General features: G+C 72.6%; 18 protein-coding genes and 1 pseudogene. 1 reads left to right on the forward strand and 18 read right to left on the reverse strand.

Annotated features, from left to right (window positions below):
- The 14 genes and pseudogenes from ACGFYV_RS17285 to ACGFYV_RS17350 all read right to left on the reverse strand — a co-directional run.
- A pseudogene (locus ACGFYV_RS17285) lies at positions 1 to 780 on the reverse strand (phosphopeptide-binding protein); the annotation flags it as partial.
- Between the two features lie 45 nt (positions 781 to 825).
- Positions 826 to 2,166 (reverse strand): VWA domain-containing protein, encoded by a 1,341-nt coding sequence (locus ACGFYV_RS17290; RefSeq protein WP_393879204.1) that lies wholly within the window; start codon positions 2,164 to 2,166, stop codon positions 826 to 828.
- 195 nt (positions 2,167 to 2,361) lie between these two features.
- Entirely contained in the window at positions 2,362 to 3,795 is a 1,434-nt protein-coding gene (locus ACGFYV_RS17295; RefSeq protein WP_393879205.1) for a PP2C family serine/threonine-protein phosphatase, read from the reverse strand.
- A 3-nt stretch (positions 3,796 to 3,798) separates the two neighbouring features.
- Entirely contained in the window at positions 3,799 to 6,585 is a 2,787-nt protein-coding gene (locus ACGFYV_RS17300; protein ID WP_393879206.1) for a tetratricopeptide repeat protein, read from the reverse strand.
- On the reverse strand, positions 6,582 to 7,889 hold the full coding sequence (locus ACGFYV_RS17305) for a hypothetical protein (RefSeq protein WP_393879207.1): 1,308 nt from the start codon (positions 7,887 to 7,889) through the stop codon (positions 6,582 to 6,584). Before ACGFYV_RS17305 ends, ACGFYV_RS17300 begins: the two co-directional genes overlap by 4 nt.
- Before the next feature lie 49 nt (positions 7,890 to 7,938).
- The gene (locus tag ACGFYV_RS17310; RefSeq protein ID WP_393879208.1) at positions 7,939 to 8,973 is read right to left on the reverse strand and encodes a glutamate ABC transporter substrate-binding protein; all 1,035 of its coding nucleotides are present in this window, start codon (positions 8,971 to 8,973) and stop codon (positions 7,939 to 7,941) included.
- Positions 8,974 to 8,990: 17 nt separating this feature from the next.
- On the reverse strand, positions 8,991 to 10,364 hold the full coding sequence (locus tag ACGFYV_RS17315; RefSeq protein WP_393879209.1) for a hypothetical protein: 1,374 nt from the start codon (positions 10,362 to 10,364) through the stop codon (positions 8,991 to 8,993).
- Positions 10,365 to 10,616: 252 nt separating this feature from the next.
- Positions 10,617 to 11,561, reverse strand: a complete 945-nt coding sequence (locus tag ACGFYV_RS17320) for an N-acetylglucosamine kinase (protein WP_393879235.1) — start codon at positions 11,559 to 11,561, stop codon at positions 10,617 to 10,619.
- Between the two features lie 83 nt (positions 11,562 to 11,644).
- Positions 11,645 to 12,910, reverse strand: coding sequence for a 6-phospho-beta-glucosidase (locus tag ACGFYV_RS17325; protein WP_393879210.1), 1,266 nt, complete (start codon positions 12,908 to 12,910; stop codon positions 11,645 to 11,647).
- 6 nt (positions 12,911 to 12,916) lie between these two features.
- On the reverse strand, positions 12,917 to 13,810 hold the full coding sequence (locus tag ACGFYV_RS17330) for a carbohydrate ABC transporter permease (protein ID WP_393879211.1): 894 nt from the start codon (positions 13,808 to 13,810) through the stop codon (positions 12,917 to 12,919).
- Positions 13,811 to 13,812: 2 nt separating this feature from the next.
- Complete coding sequence (locus ACGFYV_RS17335; RefSeq protein WP_393879212.1) at positions 13,813 to 14,754, reverse strand: carbohydrate ABC transporter permease; 942 nt, start codon at positions 14,752 to 14,754, stop codon at positions 13,813 to 13,815.
- Positions 14,755 to 14,757: 3 nt separating this feature from the next.
- A complete protein-coding gene (locus tag ACGFYV_RS17340; protein ID WP_393879213.1) occupies positions 14,758 to 16,113 on the reverse strand; it encodes an ABC transporter substrate-binding protein in 1,356 nt (451 codons plus the stop codon).
- A gap of 78 nt (positions 16,114 to 16,191) precedes the next feature.
- Complete coding sequence (locus ACGFYV_RS17345) at positions 16,192 to 17,403, reverse strand: ROK family protein (RefSeq protein WP_393879214.1); 1,212 nt, start codon at positions 17,401 to 17,403, stop codon at positions 16,192 to 16,194.
- Between the two features lie 332 nt (positions 17,404 to 17,735).
- On the reverse strand, positions 17,736 to 18,869 hold the full coding sequence (locus ACGFYV_RS17350; protein WP_393879215.1) for a mechanosensitive ion channel family protein: 1,134 nt from the start codon (positions 18,867 to 18,869) through the stop codon (positions 17,736 to 17,738).
- Positions 18,870 to 19,160: 291 nt separating this feature from the next.
- On the opposite strand from ACGFYV_RS17350, the gene ACGFYV_RS17355 reads away from it, so the two are divergent.
- A complete protein-coding gene (locus ACGFYV_RS17355) occupies positions 19,161 to 19,697 on the forward strand; it encodes an HNH endonuclease (protein ID WP_393879216.1) in 537 nt (178 codons plus the stop codon).
- A 168-nt stretch (positions 19,698 to 19,865) separates the two neighbouring features.
- On the opposite strand, the gene ACGFYV_RS17360 is transcribed toward ACGFYV_RS17355, so the two are convergent.
- The 4 genes from ACGFYV_RS17360 to ACGFYV_RS17375 all read right to left on the reverse strand — a co-directional run bounded on the left by ACGFYV_RS17360 (position 19,866) and on the right by ACGFYV_RS17375 (position 21,897).
- Positions 19,866 to 20,222: a hypothetical protein gene (locus tag ACGFYV_RS17360; RefSeq protein ID WP_393879217.1), complete on the reverse strand. Its 357-nt coding sequence runs from the start codon at positions 20,220 to 20,222 to the stop codon at positions 19,866 to 19,868.
- Complete coding sequence (locus ACGFYV_RS17365) at positions 20,204 to 20,413, reverse strand: hypothetical protein (protein WP_393879218.1); 210 nt, start codon at positions 20,411 to 20,413, stop codon at positions 20,204 to 20,206. The genes ACGFYV_RS17360 and ACGFYV_RS17365 overlap by 19 nt, the downstream gene beginning before the upstream one ends.
- Positions 20,410 to 21,219 carry an ABC transporter ATP-binding protein gene (locus ACGFYV_RS17370; RefSeq protein ID WP_393879236.1) on the reverse strand — a complete coding sequence of 270 codons (810 nt, stop codon included), beginning with the start codon at positions 21,217 to 21,219 and terminating at the stop codon, positions 20,410 to 20,412. The genes ACGFYV_RS17365 and ACGFYV_RS17370 overlap by 4 nt, the downstream gene beginning before the upstream one ends.
- A 114-nt stretch (positions 21,220 to 21,333) precedes the next feature.
- Entirely contained in the window at positions 21,334 to 21,897 is a 564-nt protein-coding gene (locus ACGFYV_RS17375) for a hypothetical protein (protein WP_393879237.1), read from the reverse strand.
- Between the last annotated feature and the right edge of the window lie 520 nt (positions 21,898 to 22,417).

The raw sequence follows: 22,417 nt of genomic DNA on the forward strand, positions 1-22,417 counted from the left end.
ACCAGGACCCTGACCAGGAACACCGGGTCCACCGGGACCCTGCCCCGGCCCACCACCGAAGCCCTGCGGACCACTAGGACCACCAGGACCCTGACCAGGAACACCGGGTCCACCGGGACCCTGCCCCGGCCCACCACCGAAGCCCTGCGGACCACTAGGACCACCAGGACCCTGACCGGGCCCCGCGCCGAAGGCGGACTGGGGCCCGCCCGGAGGCATGCCGCCGCCGAAGCCCTGCGGGACACCCGGGACACCCGGACCACCGGGCCCGCCCTGCGGGGACGGTGGCGGGGGCGGCGGGACGGACGGGCCGCGTTCGCCGCCGAACGGCGTCGGCCCCGACGGCTCGCCGCCGAACGACGGGATCGGCTCGGCGGGACGGTTGATCTGCGAGGGCCGCGAGCCCTGGTACTCGTACCCGTCACCGGCGCCGTACGTCGCGCTCGGCGGCTGGAAGAGGGACTGGGAGGTGCGCGGGGCGGCAGGGGCGGCGGGGGCGGCCGGGGTGTACGAGGTGGCCGTGTTGGTCAGGAAGTTCCACCGGCACTCCTCGCAGAAGGGCGCGCCGCCCTCGCGGGGCGTGCGGCACTGCGGGCACAGCTCCGGCTCCGGGCCGGGTCCGGCGGCCGGCGGCCGTGCCCCCTGCGGGGGCGGGAAGCCGTAGCCACCGCCGGGCGGGGGCGGCGGCGGGGGCGGAGGTACGGCACCGGCCATGCGGTGACCGCAGACCTCGCACCAGTCGTCGGAACCCGACTGGTGTCCGTTCGGGCAGGTCGGCATGGCGGGGCTTCCCCTTCTCCGGATGTCCTTCTGTGTCCTGCTGGATCACTTCTTGACGCGAACGGTTTTGGTGGACCGGGTTTCGAGAGTCATCTCGTCGGCCTCCGCGACCTTCGCCTTCAAACGCACAGTACCTGTCGCCGCGTCGACCACGTCCACCACCTTCGCAAGCAGTTTCGCCGTATCGGCGTTCCCGGAGGCGCTGGCGAGCTGAACAGCGCGCCCCAGTCTGGCCGTTGCTCCGTCGAAATTACCCTCTTTGCGAAGTTCGATGCCTTGTTGGATGGCCTGTGCCAGTTCGGCCTGCCCGGTGTAGTGGGCGACCTGGGGGTTGATCGACGTGGTCGCCGTCATGTCGTCGGTCCACACGGCCCGTACGAGCCCTTGCGCACCCAGGTTCCGCACGCCGCCGTCGGGTTGCGGCACGACGAGGGAGACACGGGCGGCGAGCATCTCCTGTCCGAGGCCGGCCGCCGGGACCTGGACGCACAGGTGGTAGTCGCGGGACTCGTCGCCCCAGGAGCCGGTGGGATAGTCCCCGGCGCGCGGGCCCGCCTCCGTGCGGCGGCCGGTCAACTCCTCGACCGTGGGCGCCACTTGCTTGACGAAGCCGATGGTCGTGCCGACCGGCGTCCACACCCGCAGGGCGACGTCCGCGACCTCCTTGCCCATGGTCGTCTCCATCATCCGCGTGAAGTCGTCGGACAGATGAGCCGGGTCGGCGACGATGTCGGCGGTGCCGAGCAACGCGGAGGCGATGCCTGTGACTTCTTTCACTTCCCAGTCGGTGCCCACTCCGCGCGCGTCGCACGTGAACCGCCCCGCGCACTCGGCCAGCGCGGCCCGCAGGCCCTGCGGCGACTCGTGCTCGTTACGGCCGTCGGTGAGCAGGACGCCGTGCCGGATCGCCACGTCGGCGGACGACAGCAACCGGTCGGCGAGCCGCAGCCAGGTGCCGACCGCCGTACCACCGCCCGCGGTGAGCCGGCGCAGCGCCTGCTTGGCCTGCTCACGGGTGCCCGCGTCGGCCACCGCGAGCCGCCCGCCGCCCGGATAGACCTCCTTCGCGACGTGCGTGCCGGCGATCACCGTGAAGTGCACGCCGTCGCGCAGGGTGTCGATCGCGGCGGCCGTGGCGTCGCGGGCGTTGCGCATCTTGGTCGGCGGGTAGTCCATCGAGCCCGAGCAGTCGACCATGATCGCCACCGCGGCGGACGGCCCGTACCTCTGGGTGTACGCGTGGGGTACACCGCTCCCGATCGTGCCGCCGCCCGTCGAGGTCACCGTGACGATCGCGTTGACCTCGCGCCCGCCCTCCGGCAGGAACTCGTTCTGGTAGACGTCCGCCGAGAACTGCGGCACGTTCGATTTCGCCAGATTGGCCATGCTGGTTCACATCCCCCTAGGCACCCCGCTGACGCGAGGCGGTGCGTCATGGACGGACCGGTCCCCTCCCGCCCGTGCCTCTTCCCCCGTGCCCCTTCCCCCGCGCCCTTTCCCCCGCGCCCTTTCCCCCGCGCCCTTTCCCCCGTGCCCTTTCCCCCGTGCCTCTGCCTCCGTGTGCGCGTACGCCGTGCGGCCTCAGGCCGATCCTGCCCCCTGGGACGGCATCGGGAACGGCAGGACGGCCACTGTTACGTTGTCGTGGCCCCCGCCGTCAAGGGCGTGGCCGACCAGGACCCGGGCGCTGTGCAGGGGACGTACGGCCGCGTCCGGCGGCACCGCCTCGGCCATCTCCTCGGCCGTCTCGGCGTAGTTCCACAGGCCGTCGGTGCACACCAGCACCACACCGGGCCGGTCGGGCTTGAAGGACGCGGTGTGCGGCTCGAGTTCGTAGGCGTCGGCGCCGAGCCAGCCGGTGATCGCGTGGGCGCGCTCGTCGGCGTAGGCCTCCGCCTCGTTCATCAGCCCGGCCGCGACCATCTGCGCGGCCCAGGAGTCGTCCTCGGTCAGCCGGGCCGGGGGCCCGGAGCGGTCGTCCGGCACCCAGTAGGCGCGGCTGTCGCCGACCCAGCCGACCACCAGCAGACCGGCGGTGACGACCGCGCCGACGATGGTGCAGGCCGGGGCGTTCTGATGCGGGGCGTGCTCACCGGCCGCGGCGGGTTCCCCGGCGAGCGCGTCGACGGCCCGGGCGGCGGCGACGATCGCCTCGTGCATGGCCGTCTGCGGATGGGTGCCGCGCGGCAGGGCGGCCAGCAGGAAGTCACCGGCCGTCCGCGCGGCAGCCGCCGACGCCTCGTCGGGCCGGGTCGCCGAGGACACGCCGTCGCAGACGACGGCCAGGGCGACCGGTGTGCCGTCGGGCAGCGTGGTGTGGCCGACGGCGAAGGAGTCCTCGTTGCGGTGGTGGCGGCGGCCGCGGTCGCTGACCGCGGCGACCGGGCCCGACTCCCGCTCCATGTGGTCGCGTTCGCGGGGCTGGGCGTGCCCGCAGTTCTCGCAGTAGCCGTCGCCGTCCACCCGGCCCGCCCGGCAGGCCACGCACGGCTGCCCGGAAGCGCCCGCAGCGGACCCACCGCCCGCACCGGAGGGACCGCCCGCACCGGACGGATCTGCCGGGGCAGATGAGGCAGCCGGGGCAGCCGGGTCGGCCGGATCCGTCGGATCCGTCGGATCCGTCGGGGCGGCCGTGCCCGCCGGGTCGGGGGTCGCGCGCGGGTCCGGGGCCTGCAGCGGGTAGTCGTCGGGCTCCGGCGGCCGGTCGAAGCGCACCGCGGCCGGGGCCGGCTCCGGCCCGGACAGCGGGACTCCGGCCGAGTCGGTCCCGGGCAGGTCCGAGGGCAGGTGCGGCGCGTTCGGCACACTGCTGGAGCCGGGTTCGGGCGCGGGCCAGTCCACGTCGTCCCCAGCGCCGGGGGAGCCGGACATGGTGAGGGTCGGGTGGTCCTGCGGCGGCGCCGGTACGACGGAGAGGTCGTATCCGCACGCACCGCAGAAGAGGTCACCCGACTCGAGCGGCTCCGCGCAGCTCGGGCACTTCGACGGTGCGGCCTGCTGGGGCATCTGCGACATCAACTACACCCACGTCCGGGGGCGGTAACGGTTGGCCCGTTCCACCAGTTCGATCCTCTCCTCACCACCGGGCGCCAGCCGAGCCAGCGTGCGGTAGGCGCGCTCCAGGCCGAAGCGGAGACCCCGCTCGTCCAGACCGCTGCCGAGCAACACCCGTCCGCCGGCGGCGGGCTGGGCGGAGCCCTGGCCTCCGGAGAGTATCCAGTCCAGCGCGCAGCCGAGCACTTCGGCGGACAACTGCTCACGGCGCGCCGGGTCGAGACCGTACGCCTGCAACGCCTCGACCTGCCTCGCACAGGCCGTCAGGTCCTCCAGGAACGATACGTCGCCCGCGTGTGCGGTCCGCTGTCTCAGCCGTGCCCGCACGGCCGCGACCCGGGCGGCGGTGTAGTGGATGGAGGACTCCGGCACCGATTCCAGGGTCCGCACGGCGCCCTCGCGGTCCCCGGCCGCGAGCCGCACCCGGGCCAGACCGAACGCGGCGCCGACGAAGCTCGGGTCGGTCGCCCACACCAGCCGGTAGTACTCGGCCGCGTTGTCCAACTGACCCAGCACCTCCGCGCACAGGCTGAGCGCCAGCTTGGGCGCGGCCTCGCCGGGGAACGCGTCGTAGACCGCGTCGAAGGCGAGCGCGGCGTGCTCGAAGTCGCCGGTGACCAGCGCTGTCACGCCCCGGTACCACACCACCCGCCAGTCGTCCGGTCGTTCCTCGTCGAGCTTGGCGAGGGACATCAGGGCCGCCTGGTGGTCGCCGCTCTCCAGCCGGGCGCGGATCTGCCGCAGCCGGGTCTCGACGGTCCGCTTGGGCGCCGCCTCCAGCGCGGCGATCAGCTCGGCCGGCGCGGAGGCCATCAGGCCCGCGAGGAAAGCGGCGTTGGGATCGCCCGGATCGACCAGCGGAACGGGCAGCGCGAGGGCCGCGGCGGCGGTGTCGACGGGCTTGACGAGGGCCGCGGTGCCGGTGCCGGTGCCTTCGGCGAGGGCTGGTCCCTGCACGGGAGTTGGTCCCTGAGCAGGAATCGAGCCTTGGCCGAGGGCCGGGCCTTGCGTGGGAATCGCCCCCTGGCCGAGAGGCTGGCTCTGGCCGGGAATCAACCCCTGCGCAACCGCCGCTGTCTGCGCGAGCGCCGGTCCCTGGCCGGCGGCCGCCCCCTGGCCGAGCGCCGGGCCCTGCGCGCGGGCCGCCTGGAGCCGCCCCGTGCGGGAGTTGCGCCTGCCGCCCGTGCCCGTCGTCCGGCGTGCTCCCAGTCGGGACACGTCCGTGTCCAGTCGTGGGAACAACTCCGTGTCCGTGAGACGGAGTTGGGGGCCGAACAGGGTTGACAGCGCGGGCCGCGGCCGGCCGGTCTGCAGGGAGACGACCTCGCGCAGCACGCCGGTCAGCTGCTCGGCCATCTCCTGCGCGGAGGCGAAGCGCCGGGCCGGGTCGGGGTCGGTGGCGCGGACCAGGAGCCGGTAGAAGGACTCGTAGCGGCGGAAGACCTCGATGGTGTCCGGGTCGGGCAGGGAGTCCACGAAGACGTTCGTGTAGCCCTGGAAGTCGAAGGCGAGCACCGCGAGGGTACGGCCCACCGTGTACAGGTCGCTCGCCACCGACGGGCCGACCTCGGCGACCTCGGGCGCCTGGTAGCCGACCGTGCCGTAGATCGCGGACTCGTCGTCGTCCATGCGGCGCACGGCGCCCATGTCGATCAGCTTGAGCTGGTCCTCGCTCTGGATGGCGTTGTCGACCTTGAAGTCGCAGTACAGCAGGTTGCGGTCGTGCAGATGGCCGAGCGCCTCCAGCGCCTCGATGCCGTACGCGCAGGCCTGCTCGACCGGCAGCGGGTCGCGGCGGCCGTCCGGGGTGCGGCGGGCGTTGGCGATCTCCTTCAGCGACTTGCCGCCCACGTACTCCATGACGATGTACCCGTCGAGGGAGCCGGTGCGCTGGTCGAGGTGCTCGACGAAGTTGTAGATCCGCACGATGTTGGCGTGCTCGATCTCCGCGAGGAAGCGCCGCTCGGAGATCGCCGCCGCCATCGCGTCCTGGTCGCCCGTGTCCAGCAGGCCCTTGAGCACCACCCACCGGTCGGCGACGGCCCGGTCCACGGCGAGGTAGATCCAGCCGAGGCCGCCGTGCGCGAGACAGCCCGCGACCTCGTACTGGCCGTGCACGATGTCCCCGGCCCTCAGCTTCGGCACGAACGAATAAGGGTGCCCGCACTTGGTGCAGAACCCCTCCGTGCGGCCCGGCCGCTCGCCACGGGAACGGCCCACCGGAGCCCCGCAGTCCGAGCGCGAGCAGTACCGCTTGCGCTCGGGCACCTCCGGGTTCTCCAGCACCATCGCGCGCGGGTCGGGGCGCGGGACCTGCGGCACCGCCACCAGACCGGCGCCCAGCCGCCCCCGGGACGACGAGCCGGAGGACGAGCCCGAGCTGCGCACGGACACCGAACGGCCGGTGGGCTGCACCGACAGGCCACGCGAGAGCTGCCCCGACACCGAGCGCCGCGACCTGGCGGACTGGGAAGACTGAGAGGACTGCGAGGACTGCGAGGACTGCGAGGACTGGGACGACTGGGAGGACGTCAGTGAGCTGTGCGAGCCGGAGTGCGAACCGCCGCCCCCGGTGATCCCGGTGGGCAGCGAGCCGACCGCCCCGTCCCAGGACCGCCGGGCCGGCGCCGGGCCGGCCGTGGCGACGACCGGGGCGAGACCGCAGGTGTCGCAGTACAACTGGCCGCCGCCGACGTCCTCGTACGTCCCCTCGCAGCCCGGTCGCTGGCAGGCCTGATGTGCCTGGCTCACGCGTGCTCCCCCTTGCGGTCCTCGGGCCCGGCCTGTCCGGGCACCCGGGGCGCGCCGAGCAGTTCGACGGCCGCCCGCTGGTAGCGCAGGACGGCTTGTTCGGCGACGCGCAGGTCGCAGGGCGCGCTCCACAGCATGCGCCGGGCGGCGTCGTACCGCTCGACGAGCAGCGGGTCCTCGGCGAGCCCGTGCCGGGCGACCTTCGCCTTGTAGGCGTCCAGCCGGCCGCGCAGCTCGGCGCGGACCGCGAGCGGCGCGGTGACCGCGGTCAACGACTCGCGGGCGCGCAGCAGTTCCTCCTCGGCCTTCTGCTCAAGGGACTCCAGGAGCGGCGAGAGCCGGTGCCACTGCCCCTGACGCCGGTACTCGGCCGCCGTCGCCAGCTGCTCCTGCAGCACGGTCGGCGGGCCGCTGACCACCGGCACCTCGGTCGCCGCGATCTTCGCCAGCACCTCGCCGCGCGCGGTGCGCGCCTCGGCGAGGGTGCGGTCCGCGCGCGACAGCACGTCCCGCAGCCGGATCAGCCGCGCCTCCGCGTCCTGCCGGACCGTCAGCACCGCGTCGATCTCGCGCCGCACGTCCTCCAGGGCGCGGGCCTCACGGTCGTACACCGTCGTGTCCGGCCGGCCGCCGCCGGGCGCCGAACTGCCCTCGGTGGGCACCCAGAAGGCGAGCGGGTCGCAGACGACGTCCTCGCGCAGCGTGGTGAGCGTGCGCGTGATGTGCTCCAGGTCGTCGCCGGAGGGGTGTTCCCCGGGGCGGACGCCGACGGAGTGGGCGAGGCCCCGGGTGCGCTGGAGCTCCGCGGCGAGCAGATCGATGCGGGCGGGCAGCGCCGACCAGACGGCGTCCGCGGCGACGACCATGTCGAGCGAGGACGCGTACAGGTCGTTCATCCGGTCGACCAGCGCCGTCAGCGAGAAGCTCTCGCTGAGCCTCCCGGTGCCCGCGGGCGCGGCCACGTCGGCCATCGTGACGCACGCGCCGCGCAGCAGCCCGGTCAGCTCCACCAGGTCCTCGCGGCTGGACCAGCGGCGCCGGGCGCGGATCTCCCGGGCCGAGCGCAGTGTGGCCGTGTAGGCGTCGAAGTACGCCCACAGCAGGGTGATCGACGTCTCCGCGGCAGCCCAGCGCTCCTTCGTGACGCCGGTCAGCCGGGCGCCTTCGAGGAGCCTGCGGCCCGCGTGGTCCTGCAGGGCCAGCAGCGAGGTCTCGATCGCCTCGTGCTCCTGGCCGAGCCGCGCCAGCGCACGGTCCACCTCGTCCCGGTCCATCACCGGCCCGGCGGGGTCCGTGACGCCCATCGATCACCTCTCGCTGCTGTGTGGTTGGCCTGGGTCGGGGACAGGTGGTTCAGCCGCTGCGCAGGTACTGCGGCGCGGGTGGCCTGGACGGCCCCGCGTCCTTGCCCAGTGTGGCCGACAACCACCGGTCGTACGACGCCTGCCAGCCGCTGCCGCGGTAGTCGACCAGGATGCGATTGACCCGGCGTACCAGATCGGAGGCGTCCTTCTTCATCGCCACGCCGTAGTACTCGGTCGTGAACGCCTCGCCCTTGAGTTCGACCGCCGGATCCTGGGCGGCCTGGCTCGCGGCGAGGGCGCCGTCGGTGACCACCGCGTCGACCTCGCCGAGCTGCAGGCGGACCAGGCAGTCGAGTTGGCTGGGGACGGTGGTGGAGATGTCGGCGGAGGCGGGCAGGACGCCCTTGCCCCGGTCCGCCTTCAGCTTGCTGTAGGCGGTGGAACCGGACGCCGTGCAGATCCTCTTGTGCGCCAGCGTGCCGTTGTAGCCGGTGATCGACGACGACTTGGGCGCGAGGACCTGCTGACCGGTCTTGAAGTAGGGCGCGGAGAACGCGACGTCGCCGAGCCGGTCGCAGGTGATGGTCATGGTGCGCACGACCATGTCGACCCGGCCGTCCTGGATGGCGGGGATGCGCCGGCTGGTCGGTATCGCCTTGAACTGCACAGCGTCCGGGTCGCCGAGGATGTCGTCGGCGATCTTGTGGACGAGGTCGATGTCGAAGCCCTCCAGCTCCGCGCCCGCGGTGTTCGGGTTGCGGTAGCCCCAGTGGTAGCTGTTCTGGTCGACGCCGACGACGAGCTTGCGCTTGGCGCCCGTACGGGACTTGATGGCGTCGATCGTCGGGCCGTCCGCGCCGGACGGGGCGAGCGTCTGCTTCTGCGCCTCGGAGTCCTCGCAGGCGTCGGCGCGCGCCTGGCTGCCGTTCGCCGTACCGGAACCCGCCGTCGCGCCGTCGGCCGGGTGCGTCTCCTGGGTGAGCGGCAGGAGCAGGACGAACGCCAGCGCGAGCGCGCACAGCACCGCCATCGCGCCGACTCCGCCCCAGCCTCGCAGGGAGGCCCGTGCACGTGCCCCGTACATCGTCGCCCTGCCCCCTGTCACCGGTACTCCGAAAGCCTGCGGCCCAGGCCGGCCACCGCGCCCGCCGCGCCCGCCGCGGCGAGCACCGCGGCCCCGACGGGCAGGCCCGTCATGGCGTCCCGTCCGTCGGTCGCGGCCCGCTGGAACTGGGCCTGTTCGTGGTCTATCGCGTCGCGCAGGCTGATGTCGACGCCGTCGAAGCACTCGCCGGTCGCGCCCCTGGCGCCGATCACCTTGTCCAGCGCCTGCTGGTAGTTGCCGTTCTCGTCCTCGGTGCGGGCCGCGCTGTGCCGCTGCTTCCACACCGCCATGTTGCTCTCGGCCACCCGCACGGGCCGCGTACCGGCGTCGTCGTCGGCGAACCGGCGGGCGTCGGCGAGGCGTTCGCCGAGGGCGCGTATGTCGTTGTCGAAGTCGTAGTAGTAGGCGTCGTACGTCGTCCCGTCGACCGTGACGGTCTCGGCGCCGCGCGAGACCAGGCTCAGGTTCTCGTTGCCGCGCGCCTTCAGGGAGGCGATCCGGGCGTCGTGCAGGACGTTCAGCGAGCGGATGCCGTGGTCGTAGGAGGCGTTCAGGCCCGAGCGGGCGATCATGTGCCCGACGACCAGCCACAGCAGCACGGCCGTGGTGGCGGCGGTGGCGGCGACCAGGCCGTGGTTGAGGACGCGGTTGGTGCGGCGGTAGTCGCGGTTCTGCGCCCAGGCGAGGGCGGCCAGGGCGAGGACACCGAGCGCGATCGCCGCCCACGGGTACGGCGTCGCGTCCCCGTAGTCCGCGTCCAGGCGCTGGTTCTCCTTCGTGTAGAGGTCCTCCGCCGCCGGGAGCATCTCCTGCTGCATCTTCTCGTTCGCGTAGCGCAGATACGCGCCGCCGACCGGGTAGCCCTGCCGGTTGTAGGTGCGGGCGCGCTCGATCAGGCCCTTGTACACGGGCAGCAGCTTGTTCAGCTTGGCGATGGTCTTCTCGGAGGGCGATTCGGGGTCCGCGTTGGCGGCGGCCCTGACGAGCCCGGCGGCGGCCGTACCGATGTCCTTCTCGTAGCGGTCGCGCGTGGCGGCGCTCTCCTGACCGCCCGCCAGGAACCCGCTGGAGGCGGCCGTGTTGGCGTCGGCCAGCGAACGGTAGATGTCGGCGGCGCCGGAGCTGAGCGGCTGGCTGCTGTGCAGCACGTCGTCGGCGGCGGCCGCGCGTTCGCTGCTCTGCCACGCGGTGACCGCCCCGAACGCGACGACCAGCAGCGCGAGCAGCGCGCCGATGAGCCGCAGCCGCCCCGGCTCGGTGGTCGCCGAGCCGCGCACCCGCTCGACACCCTCGGCGAACACGGACCGACGGGCGGGCGGCGCGGGCACCCGCGCGCCGCGCCGGGCCGGGACCGCCGGTGCGGAGGGCATGACGGAACCCGCCACCGGTGGCGCCGCGCTGCTCGTCGGCGGGTGTGTCACCTGACCTCCCCCATGGTCATCCGTTCGCCGCACAGTATCGCCGCCCGCGCCGGCATCCGCACCGGCCTTCACCGGATCCTGCTGGATCTTGATCGGGCCGTCCGCGGATCACCGCGCTCCACAGCGCCTTCTGCCCATGAACACGCCGGGGAAAGCATGCCGGTTCCTGCGGCGGACGGAGCCCCGGGGGGTCTTGGCCGCTCAGCTCTCCCAATGGGCCCGCGCCCGCGCCCGCTCCCGCGCCCCCGCCCCCAGGTGGTCCAGGCCCAGCAGGGCCGCGCCGAGGACCGGTCCGGCCGTGACGACCTGGACGTCGGCCTTGGGGGCGCGGGCGCTGAGCAGGTCGCGGATGCCGGTGTCGAGCCGGGGGTGGCCGGCGGTGAGGACGCTGCCGCCGAGCAGGACCGGGGTGTGCTCGGACAGCAGGTCGAGGCGGGTGAGGGCGACCGTGGCCATCGTGGCGACCTCCTCGGCGAGGTGGTCCACGATCGAGCGGGCGACCGCGTCCCCGCGCGCGGCCGTCTCGAAGAGGACGGGCGTCAGTTCATGGCGGCGGTCGTGGTCGACGTGACCGAGGTGGAGGGCCTCGATCAGGGCGTACATGGAGGGCAGGGCGAAGTGGCCGGGCAGGGTGCGGGCGAGGTCGGTCGGGCCGCCCCGGCCGTCCTCCGCGCGCGCCGCGTACCACAGCGCCTCCTCGGCCAGCCCCCAACCGCCGCCCCAGTCACCGGAGATGCGGCCGAGCGCGGGGAAGCGGGCGGTACGGCCGTCGGGGCGCATGCCGACGCAGTTGATGCCGGCGCCGCACACCACGGCCACCCCGCGCGGCTCGGCCACACCCGCCCGCAGGATCGCGAAGGTGTCGTTGCGGACGTCCACCGAGGCGCCCCACGCGCGCGCGTGCAGTGCGGACGCCAACTGCTCCTCCTCCACCGGCAGATCGGCGTTGGCCAGACAGGCGGAGACGTGGGAGACGGCGGGCAGGCCCGCGTCCGCGAGGGCCCGGCCGACCGGGTCGGCCAGCGCGTCCATCGCCGCCTCGACGCCCACAGTGGGCGGCCGGAAGCCACCGCCGCGGGCCGTGGCCAGGACCTCGCCCGCGGCGGTGACCACGGCCACGTCGGTCTTGCTGTTGCCCGCGTCTATGGCGAGGACACTTCCGGGTTCTCGGGATTCTCCGGATGCTTCGTGTTCTCCGGGTTCCCTGTGCTCTCTGGGTTCAGGTGAGGTCAGGCCCACGCGAGGTGCTCCCGGTTGTGCGCGATCAGCAGGTCGGTGAGGGTGTCGGCGTACGCGTACTGGCCGATCAGCGGGTGGGCGAGCAGCGCCTTGAAGACGCGGTCCCGGCCGCCGCGCAGGGCCGCCTCCAGGGCCAGGTCCTCGTACGCGGTCACGTTCGCCACCAGGCCCGCGTACAGCGGGTCCAGCGCCGGCACCGGCAGCGGCACGGCGCCCGAGTGGCCGACGGCCGCCTGCACCTCGATCACCGCGTCGTCGGGCAGGAAGGGCAGCGTGCCCTTGTTGAGCGTGTTCACCACCTGGTACGGGCTGCCGGACCCGCCCAGCAGGGCCGCCGCCAGGTCCACCGCCGCCTCCGAGTAGAAGGCGCCGCCCCGCTTGGCGAGCAGCGCCGGCTTCTCGTCCAGGGTCGGGTCGGCGTACATCGCCAGCAGTTCGCGCTCCATGGCCGCGACCTCGGCGGCCCGGGACGGCTTGGTGCGCAGCTCCCGTACGACCTCGTCGTGGGCGTAGAAGTAGCGCAGGTAGTAGGAGGGGACCACGCCCAGCCGGTCCAGCAGGGGGCGGGGCAGGCGCAGGTCGTCGGCGATGGCGTCGCCGTGCTCGGCCAGCAGCTTGGGCAGCACGTTCGCGCCCTCGGGGCCGCCGAGGCGCACCGCCGTCTCCCAGGTGAGGTGGTTCAGGCCCACGTGGTCGAGGTGGACGTCCTTCGGGTCGGTGCCCAGCAGCGCGGCGAACTTGCGCTGGAGGCCGATCGCCACGTTGCACAGGCCGACCGCCCGGTGGCCCGCCTGGAGCAGGGCGCGGGTGACGATGCCGACCGGGTTGGTGAAGTCGATGATCCACGCGCGCGGGTTCGCACGGCGGACCCGCTCGGCGATGTCCAGGACGACGGGGACGGTGCGCAGGGCCTTGGCGAGGCCGCCCGCGCCGGTCGTCTCCTGGCCGACGCAACCGCACTCCAGGGGCCAGGTCTCGTCCTGCTCACGGGCCGCCTGCCCGCCGACGCGCAGCTGGAGCAGGACGGCGTCGGCGCCGTCCACGCCCGCGTCCAGGTCGGACGTCGTGACGATCCGGCCGGGGTGCTCCTGCCGGGCGAAGATCCGGCGGGCCAGGCCGCCCACCAGCTCCAGGCGCTCGGCCGCCGGATCCACGAGCACCAGTTCCTCGACGGGCAGGGTGTCCCGCAGGCGCGCGAAGCCGTCGACGAGTTCGGGGGTGTAGGTCGAGCCTGCGCCGACCACGGTGAGTTTCATACGTGGTTAACCCTTCACTCCGGTGAGCGTGACGCCCTCGACGAACGCCTTCTGGGCGAAGAAGAACACGAGGATCACGGGGGCCATGACCAGCACGGTCGCGGCCATGGTCAGGTTCCAGTCGGTGTGGTGCGCGCCCTTGAACGACTCCAGGCCGTAACTCAGCGTCCAGGCACCGGGGTTCTCGGACGCGTAGATCTGCGGGCCGAAGTAGTCGTTCCAGGCGTAGAAGAACTGGAAGAGGGCGACGGCGGCGATGCCCGGCTTCGCCATCGGCAGGACGACCCGCAGCAGGGTGCGCAGGTCCCCGCAGCCGTCCACCTTCGCCGCGTCGACGTACTCGTTCGGGATCGTCATCAGGAACTGGCGCAGCAGGAAGATGGAGAACGCGTCCCCGAACGCCATCGGGATCATCAGCGGCCACAGCGTGCCCGACAGGTCCAGCTGCTTCGCCCAGAACAGGTACATCGGGATGATGATCACCTGGGGCGGCAGCATCATCATCGAGATCACCAGCATGAGCGACAGATTCCGGCCCCGGAAACGGAACTTGGCGAGCGCGTACGCCACCGGGATCGACGACACCACGGTCAGCACCGTGCCGAGACCGGCGTAGATCAGGGTGTTCTTCCACCAGGTCAGGAAGCCGGGCGTGTCGAAGACCTTCGTGTAGTTGCCCCACTCCCAGGTGTGCGGGATCAGGTCCCGGCTGAGGGCCTGGGTGTCGCTCATCAGCGAGGTCAGGAACACGAACACGAAGGGGAGCGTGAAGAAGAGGGCCGCGGCGACGCCGAGGGAGTGCACGGCGATCCACTCCAGCAGCGCCCGGCGCCGGGCCGTCCGCTCCGCCGCGGACACCGGGGCAGCCGGGTGTACCGGCTGGTCCAGTACGTGGGTCATGGTCAGTCACCTGCCTGGATCAGGCCGCCCCGGCGCCGCATCAGCAGCGCGGTGAACGCCATCGACAGGGCGAACAGCACGAGTGCCACCACACAGGCCGAGCCGTAGTCGAAGCGCTGGAAGCCGAGGTTGTAGACGAGCTGGGGGAGGGTGAGCGTGGACTTGTCCGGGTAGCCGGGCTCGAACTGGGTGCCCGCGCCCTGGATCACGCCCGAGGCGACCTTCCCGGCGATGAGCGGCTGCGTGTAGTACTGCATGGTCTGGATCACCCCGGTGACCACGGCGAACATCACGATGGGCGAGATGTTCGGCAGGGTCACGTACCGGAAGCGCTGCCAGGCCGACGCGCCGTCCAGCTCGGCCGCCTCGTACTGCTCCGTCGGTACGTCGAGCAGCGCGGCCATGAAGATGACCATCAGGTCGCCGATGCCCCACAGCGCGAGCAGGGTCAGCGCCGGCTTGGACCAGGCCGGGTCGTTGAACCAGCCCGGCGCCGGGATTCCCACCTTCTCCAGGAGCGAGTTGACCGGTCCCGTACCGGGGTTGAGGAGGAAGGCGAAGGACATGGTGGCCGCCACCGGCGGGGCCAGGTAGGGCAGGTAGAAGAGGGTGCGGAAGACCCCCGTACCCGTCTTGATCTTGGTGATGAGCAGGCCGACGCCGAGCCCGAACACGACCCGCAGGGACACCATCACCACGACCAGCCACAGCGTGTTGCGCAGGGCGGGCCAGAAGAGCGGGTAGTGCGTGAAGACGTACGTCCAGTTCTTCCCGCCGCTCCACGTCGGCGCCTTGAAGCCGTCGTAGTGCATGAACGAGAAGTAGACCGTCGAGATCAGCGGGTACGCGAAGAAGACCGCGAAGCCGATCAGCCAGGGCGACATGAAGGCGGCCGTGCGAAGCGCCGCCCGCCGGCGCTTCGACGCCAGAGTGAGCGTGGTCATCGGCTACTTCGCCTGCGCGATGTCCGTGTCGATCTGCGCGGCCGTCTTCTTCAGACCCGCCTTCAGATCGCTGACCTTGCCGCTCTCGTAGTCGTAGCCGAACTGCTGGATCGTCACCAGGTACACACCGCCGTTGATCGAGGCGGGAGTCGTGGTGGAGTCCGGGTTCGCGGCGATGTCCAGGAACGTCTTGAAGCGCGGGTCGTACGTCAGCTTCGGGGACTTCAGGGCGGCCAGCGTGGAGGGCACGTTGTGGATGGCGTTGGCGAAGCCGACCACGGCGTCCGTGTTCGTGGTCATGTACTTCACCAGCTCCCAGGCCGCGTTCTGCCTGTGGCTGGTGGCGGCGATGCCCGCGATGGTGCCGGTGATGTAGCCCTTGCCGTACTGGTCGGCCTGGTCGTCCGGGACGGGCAGCGGGGCCACGCCTATGTCGAACTTCGGCTTGGCGTCCAGCGCCATCCCGAGCCGCCACTCGCCGTCGAGCTGCATGGCGACCTGGCCGGTGTGGAAGGGATGCTTGGGGCCCCACTCGTCGCCGAGCGTGGCACGGAACCTCTCCAGCCTCTGGAATCCGCCGAGTTCGTCCACGAGGCTCTTCTGGAGGGTGAAGCCCTTCTCGAACGCCGGGTCCTTGGCGAGGTTCGACTTGCCGTCCTTGTCGAAGTAGGTCGGCGAGAACTGCCCGAAGTAGTGCTCGGTGGTGGACTCCCAGCCGTGGTAGTCCGGCATGAACCCGAGCTGCTTGTAGCCGTCGCCCTCGGGGATCGTGAGCTTCTTGGCGTCGGCCTTGAACTCCGACCAGGTCTTCGGCGGGTTCTTGATCCCGGCCTTCGCGAACGCCGTCTTGTTGTAGTACAGCCCGTACGCGTCGCCCAGCAGCGGCACCGAGCAGCGGTTGCCGTCGAACTGGGTGTACTCGTTCATCGGCTTCGGGAAGGTGGTCGTGGGGTCGATGCCCGACTTCTTGAAGAAGGGGTTCAGGTCGACGAGCGCGCCCGAGGAACAGAACTTGCCCACGTTGTTGGTGGTGAACGAGGAGATCACGTCGGGGGCCTTGTCGCCGCCCGACCGCAGCGCCTGGTTGATCTTGTCGTCGGTCATGTTGCCGACGACGTTCACATGGATGTTGGGGTGCGCCTTCTCGAAGCCGGCGACCAGCGACGTGACGGCCTTCACCTCGTTCGGCGCGCTCCAGGCGTGCCAGAAGTTGATCGTCGTGTCCTTGGAGGCGTCGTCGGTGGCGGCGGAGCCGGACTGGCCGGTGCAGGCGGTGGTCAGCAGCGCCAGCGAGGCGGTGAGGGCGAGGGCCGCCTTCCGGACGGCCGAGGGGACGACGGAGGGTACGACTTCGGGCATGGCGAGGTCTCCCTGGGACGGGGTGGGTGAGGAGGGGGAGGACGGTGGGAAGGCAGGGACAGGCAGGGACTGCGGGACTCAGCGGGAGGTGTCGAAGACCTCGTCGCGGGTGGTCGCGAGCGCGGACTCCAGTGCGCCGCGCAGCACGGGGTGTTCACGGACGTCGCCGACGACGAGCCGGGGGCGGGCCGCCGCCAGCTCCTCCAGCTCGGCCTGGACCAGGCCGCGCAGCACCTCGCCGCCGGCGGTCAGCGCGGAGCCGCTGAGGACGACCAGCTCGGGGTCGAGGACGGAGACGAGCGAGGCGAGACCGGTGGCCAGCCGGGTCGCGTAGGTCTGGAGCAGCTCCCGGTGGGGGCCGCCCGCGTGATCGGCGCCGCGGGCGACGAGTTCGGCGGCGACCTCGGTGTAGGGCCCCGACGGCACGTCCTCGACGCCGAGTTCACGGGCCAGCCTCGGCACCGCCTGGGAGCCGGCCAGCTCCTGGTAGCCACCGCTGTTGGCCCGGGTCACCTGGCGCACCAGGGGCGTGCCCGGCACCGGCAGGAAGCCGACCTCGCCGGCGCCGCCGGTCCAGCCGCGGTGCAGCCGGCCGCCGAGGACCAGGGCGGCGCCGAGGCCCTCCTGGTTCCACAGCAGCACGAAGTCCGCGTGGCCGCGGGCCGCGCCGAGCCGCTGTTCGGCGAGGGCGACGAGGTTGACGTCGTTCTCGTACTCCACCGGCATCGGCAGTGCGGCGGCGAGTTCCTCCAGCAGCGCGGGGGAGTGCCAGCCGGGCAGGTGGGAGGCGTAGCGCAGCCGCCCGGTGTTGGGGTCGAAGGCGCCCGGGGTGCCGATGACCAGCCGGTGCACGTCGGAGCGGGCGAGACCGGCCGCCTTCACGGCGCCGTCGAGCGCCCGCGTCACCTGCTGGACGACGGGGTCCTCGGGAACGCGCCCGGGGGTGGGCAGTTCGTACTCGCCGACCGTGCGGCCCGTGATGTCGGCGACGGCGGCGCGTATCCGGTGCGGGGCGACGTCGAGCCCGGCGGCGTACGCGGCGCCCGGATGGACCGCGTACAGCTGGGCGTTGGGCCCCGGCCGGCCCTCGCTGGTGCCGGTGACCCGGACCAGTCCGGCCGCCTCCAGCCGGGCCAGCAACTGGGAGGCGGTGGGCTTGGACAGACCGGTGAGCTTGCCGATGCGGGTGCGGGACAGCGGCCCGTGCTCCAGCAGGAGGTCGAGGGCGGCGCGGTCGTTCATGGCGCGCAGGACGCGCGGTGTGCCCGGCGTACCGGCGGTTCCTGCCATGGAGTGCGACACCTGCCTTTCCGACTGCCCAGCTTTCCAGTGCTCTGTCCAGGGCGTCCAGCCTTGATCACCGGTCGCACGGAAGATCACTGTTAGGAAACTTTCCTATTTGGGTGGGAGGAACGTAAGCCCAGGACGAAGGGGGCGTCAATAGACAACGCCCCCGAGGCAACAGACTCGTTACCTCGGGGGCGGGGGATGCTGGGGGCCAGGGTCGCCTGGATCGTCCTGGTGCTGGTGCCAGCGCCGGTGTGGGCGTCGGCGTCGGTGTCGGCCTCAGGCCGTCCGGGCGGCGTGAGCGCGGCGGGCCGGACCCGTCCGCTCGATGGTGCCTACTTCTTCCCCTGGGGCTGCGTGGGTATCGGGGACGCCGACAGGGACTGCGGCGAGGACGCGTCGGAGAAGGTCGACGGCGGTGCGACCGAGGCCGACGGGTCCGGGGTCTCCTCCTCGTCCGCCGGGGTCGGCGTGCCGCCCACGATCCGGACGCCCGCGGCGTCGAGGGCCCGCTTGACCCGCCAGCGCAGCTCCCGCTCGACGCCCACCGACGTGCCGGGCATGGTCCTGGCGGTCAGCCGGATCACCATGGAGTCGATCAGCACGCTGTCCAGGCCGAGCACCTCGACCGGACCCCACAGCCGCTCGCTCCAGGGCTCCTCCTTGCTCATCTGCTCGCCGGCCTCGGCGATCGTGGCCTTCACCCGGTCCAGGTTCTCGCTCGGGCGCACGGTCACGTCGACCGAGGCGGTCGCCCAGCCCTGGGAGAGGTTGCCGATCCGCTTCACCTCGCCGTTGCGGACGTACCAGATCTCGCCGTTGTCGCCGCGCAGCTTGGTCACGCGCAGACCGACCTCGACGACCTCACCGGTGGCCACGCCCGCGTCGATCGTGTCGCCGACGCCGTACTGGTCCTCCAGGATCATGAACACGCCGGAGAGGAAGTCGGTGACCAGGTTCCGGGCGCCGAAACCGATCGCGACACCGGCGACACCGGCGGAGGCCAGCAGCGGCGCCAGATTGATCTTGAAGGTGGACAGCACCATCAGCGCGGCCGTGCCGAGGATGAGGAAGCTCGCCATCGACCGCAGGACCGAGCCGATCGCCTCCGAGCGCTGCCGGCGCCGCTCCGTGTTCACGAGCAGACCGCCGAGCGCCGTCTGGTCCACCGCCTGCACGGAGCGGTTCATCCGCGCGATCAGCTTGGTGATCGCCCGCAGCACCAACGCTCTCAGCGCGACGGCGATCACCACGATCAGCACGATCTGCAGAGCCATCGCGAGCCACGTCGACAGGTTCTGCTGCACCCAGCTCGCCGCGTTCGTCGCGTTCTCCTGGGCGTCCCGAAGCGTCGGCACGGCCGGTGCCGTCGAACCGGAGGTGGAATCCGAGGGGGAACCCGAGGTGGGGGACGGCGACGCGCCGGCGGCCAGCAGGACGGCGGTCAAGGACACGGCAGATACCTCCATGGTGCTGCGCGGTCCGGTCCGGCGAAGCGGGCAAGGTCACGAAAGGGACACCGGACGAACCGAACCAACACACTATCGGGGGATCGTGTGTGCCCGTGCCCGCCCGTCATCGCGGAGAGCCGACCCACCTGGGCTTGAGCGACCCGCGATCCGGGGGACACATCAGGTGTGGTCGAAAACACTCCCAGCCCGTTACCGGGACATGGTGGCGCGTTCACCAGGCATGAGGGGAGACTGACTGCAGATCGTCCCGGCGCGAGCCACGCGCCGCCGACGCCCAAGGAGGCACCCGTGCCGCATGTCCTGGTCCTCAACGCGTCGTACGAGCCGCTCGGCGTCGTACCGCTCCGCCGCGCGCTCGTCCTCGTCCTGGAGAACAAGGCCGTCTCCCTCGAGGAATCCGGCGCCTATATGCACAGCGCAACCGTCACAGTCCCCGCACCCAGCGTGGTCCGGCTCAAGCGATTCGTACGGGTTCCCTACCGGGGGCCCGTTCCTCTCACCCGCAGGGCGCTGTTCGCCCGCGACGGGGGCCGGTGCATGTACTGCGGTGGCGTCGCAACCAGCGTCGACCACGTCATCCCGCGCAGCCGCGGGGGCAAACACGTATGGGACAACGTGGTGGCGTCCTGCCGCCGCTGCAACCACGTGAAGGCCGACCGCCACCTCGTCGAGATCGGCTGGCGACTGCGCCACAAACCAGCCCCGCCCACCGGTCTGGCCTGGCGCATCATCGGGACCGGACACAGAGATCCGCGCTGGCTGCCCTACTTGCAGCCGTACGGCGCGGACGACGCTCTGGCCCGGATCGACGGCATCTCCGCATAGCCGGTCCGGGCCTGATCTGTGTCCGGGAGCGTGTGTCCGGGAGAGGTCGTCGCCGGCACGGCCGTCATCCGCGTGCGGGCGGGGGGCGGCCGTGCCGGCCATGGGCGCGAGTGACCGTGGGCGCGGGCGGGTGACGGCCGGACCTTTCGGTCAGGCGTGTCAGGTGCGTCAGGCGCGGGGGCCTTCGGGGCGTGCTCCGCGTACGGCGTACAGCGCGGCGCCCACCGTGAACGCGGCCAGCGCCGCCGCCCAGGCGCCCACCTGCGCGCCCGGCTGCATCGGCCACGCCCACACCACCGCCGCGCGCCCCCGCGCCCCCGAGGAACCCAGGTACACGGCCGTCACATAGCCGAACGCGGGCAGCCAGCTCAGCCGCGCCCCGAGCAGGACGGCCGCGCCCGCCGTGACCCCCGTGCAGCCGAGCGTGTTGCGGATCACCGCCGGCGGCCCGAAGGTCTCCGGATGCCCCAGCACCGCCAGTGGCAGCAGCAGCGCCGCGAGGGCGGTCAGCGCGGCCAGCTGCACCAGCCGCCCTGCCAGCGGTCCGCGGAACCGGCCAGCGTGACACCGAGCGTGAGCAGGACGGCGGCCCCGGCGAACGGGGCGAAACCGCGGAGGGCTTCGGCGCGCAGCGGATGCGGGGCCCGCGGGGTCGCCCGCTCGGTCGCTCGCGCAGCCGCCCGCTTCTTCGGTTCCGGCCCGGTGAGGAGGATCACCGGACCCCCTCCCGAGTGCCCGCCCGAGTGCCCTCCCGCGTCCCCGGTACGGGGTGCGCGCCCTGCGCCGTCCGTGCGCGGTGGGCGCGCAGCGCGGTGGTGTAGCCGCGCTCGATCGGGTGGTCGCCCGGCCCGTCGGAGGCCTCGCCGAGCAGGGTGAGCGCCGCGGGGGTGCCCCGGTAGGCGATCCGGCCCCCGTCGAGCAGGGTCACCTCCGTGCAGGCGGCGGCCACGTCCTCGACGAGGTGCGTGGAGACCACCACGGTCGCCGAGGTGCCCAGCTCGCGCAGCAGCTCGCGGAACTCCACACGCTGCTCGGGGTCGAGGCCGGCGGTCGGCTCGTCCAGCAGCAGCACGCTCGGGTCGTTGACGACGGCCTGGGCGATGCCGACCCGGCGGACCATGCCCCCGGACAGCGTCCGGATCTTCGCGTCGGCGCGGTCCGCGAGGCCGACCCGGGCCACCGCGCGCTCCACCGCCGCCGGGGTGCGGTCGGCCGGCAGCTTCTTCAGCCAGGCCACGTACGCCACGAACCCGCGCACCGTGACGCCCGGGTAGTAGCCGAACTCCTGCGGCAGATAGCCCAGTCGGCGACGGATCTCGGCCCGCTCACGGTGGTCCGCGCTGTCCCGGCCGAGGATCTCCACCCGCCCGCCGGACGGCCGTGCCACCGTGGCCAGCACCCGGATCAGCGAGGTCTTCCCGGCCCCGTTCGGACCGAGCAGCCCGTGCACACCGGTGCCGAGCTCCAGGTCGAGGGAGTCGAGGGCGAGCGTCTTGCGGTGCCGGACCCGCAGGCCGGTCACACGGAGGGAACTCAAGGGGTCTCCAGCAGGGAACTCGGGGGATCTCCGGAGGGGGAGTCCGAGGGGACGAAGCCGAAAATGACGCGTCGGGAGAGGTGAGGGCGAGTGTGCGGCTCAGCCGGGGAGCAGGCGGTCGTAGGCCGGGCGGCGGGCCGCCACGAGTACGACGCCCAGGACGGCCACGGCCGCCCACACGCCCTGCGCACCGGCGCCGCCGAGACAGCGGGAGAGCTGCTCGGCGAACCGCGCGCCGACCTGGCCGGCGGGCGCGCCGGGCACCGGCCCGAGGACGGCGCACAGCCAGCCCCCGGCCGTGACGGCGGACGCCGTCCGGCAGCCGACGAACGAGGCCAGGGCCAGCGAGCCCAGCGTCAACGCCAGCCCCGGCAGCAGCCAGGCCGCAGCCGCGGGGGCACCCGAGGCGGGCAGCAGCACTCCGGCGAGGGTCAGCAGCGGCAGGCTCACCCCGAGGACGGCCGCCGTCCGGATCAGCGCCAGCCGCAGCCCGCCGCCCGGGGTGGCCGCGGCGACCTCGTACAGCGGGTCGGCGTACGGCCCGTAGGACAGGGCCACCCCGGCGACGGGCACGACCGGCGCGACCGCCAGCAGCAACGCCCGCGCACCGGCGAACCCGCCCCCGTACCCCAGCACCACGGCCCCCACCGCCACCACGAACACCGCAGGCAACCACGCCCCCCGCACGGCGGGCCCCGCCGCCCACAGAATCCGACCGAGACGAACAAACACCGGCCCCCGAAGCCGTCCCGGCAGGGAAACCTCGACGGGCATCGCTTCCGGTAGGGAATCCCTGGCGGGGACTGCGGCCGGCGGGGGAACTCTGGCGGGGACGGTTTCCGACAGGGAAACCCCGGTGGGCACTGCTTCCGGCAGGGAAACGCCGACGGGCACCGCTTCCGGCAGGGGAAGCCTGGTGGGCGCGGCTTCCGGTAGGGAATCCCTGGCGGGCACCGCTTCCGGTGCGGGAGCGCTTTCCGGCCCGTCGGTCTTCGGTCCGGGTGTAGTCCCCGGCCTGGCTGCTCTCGGCCCCGGCGCGGCCCCCGGCCCGTCCGCCTTCGGCTCCGCTGTGGCTCCCGGCCCGATGGTCTTACTGATCGTTTCAGAATGAGGTTCGTAGGCGGCGGAGGCATATGAGACTGCAGGCCAGTTCGAGCAGGCCCTGGTGGAGATCGGCGCGTCG

Origin of the sequence: Streptomyces sp. NPDC048297 (assembly GCF_043201585.1) — a bacterium.
Taxonomy (GTDB): Bacteria; Actinomycetota; Actinomycetes; order Streptomycetales; family Streptomycetaceae; genus Streptomyces.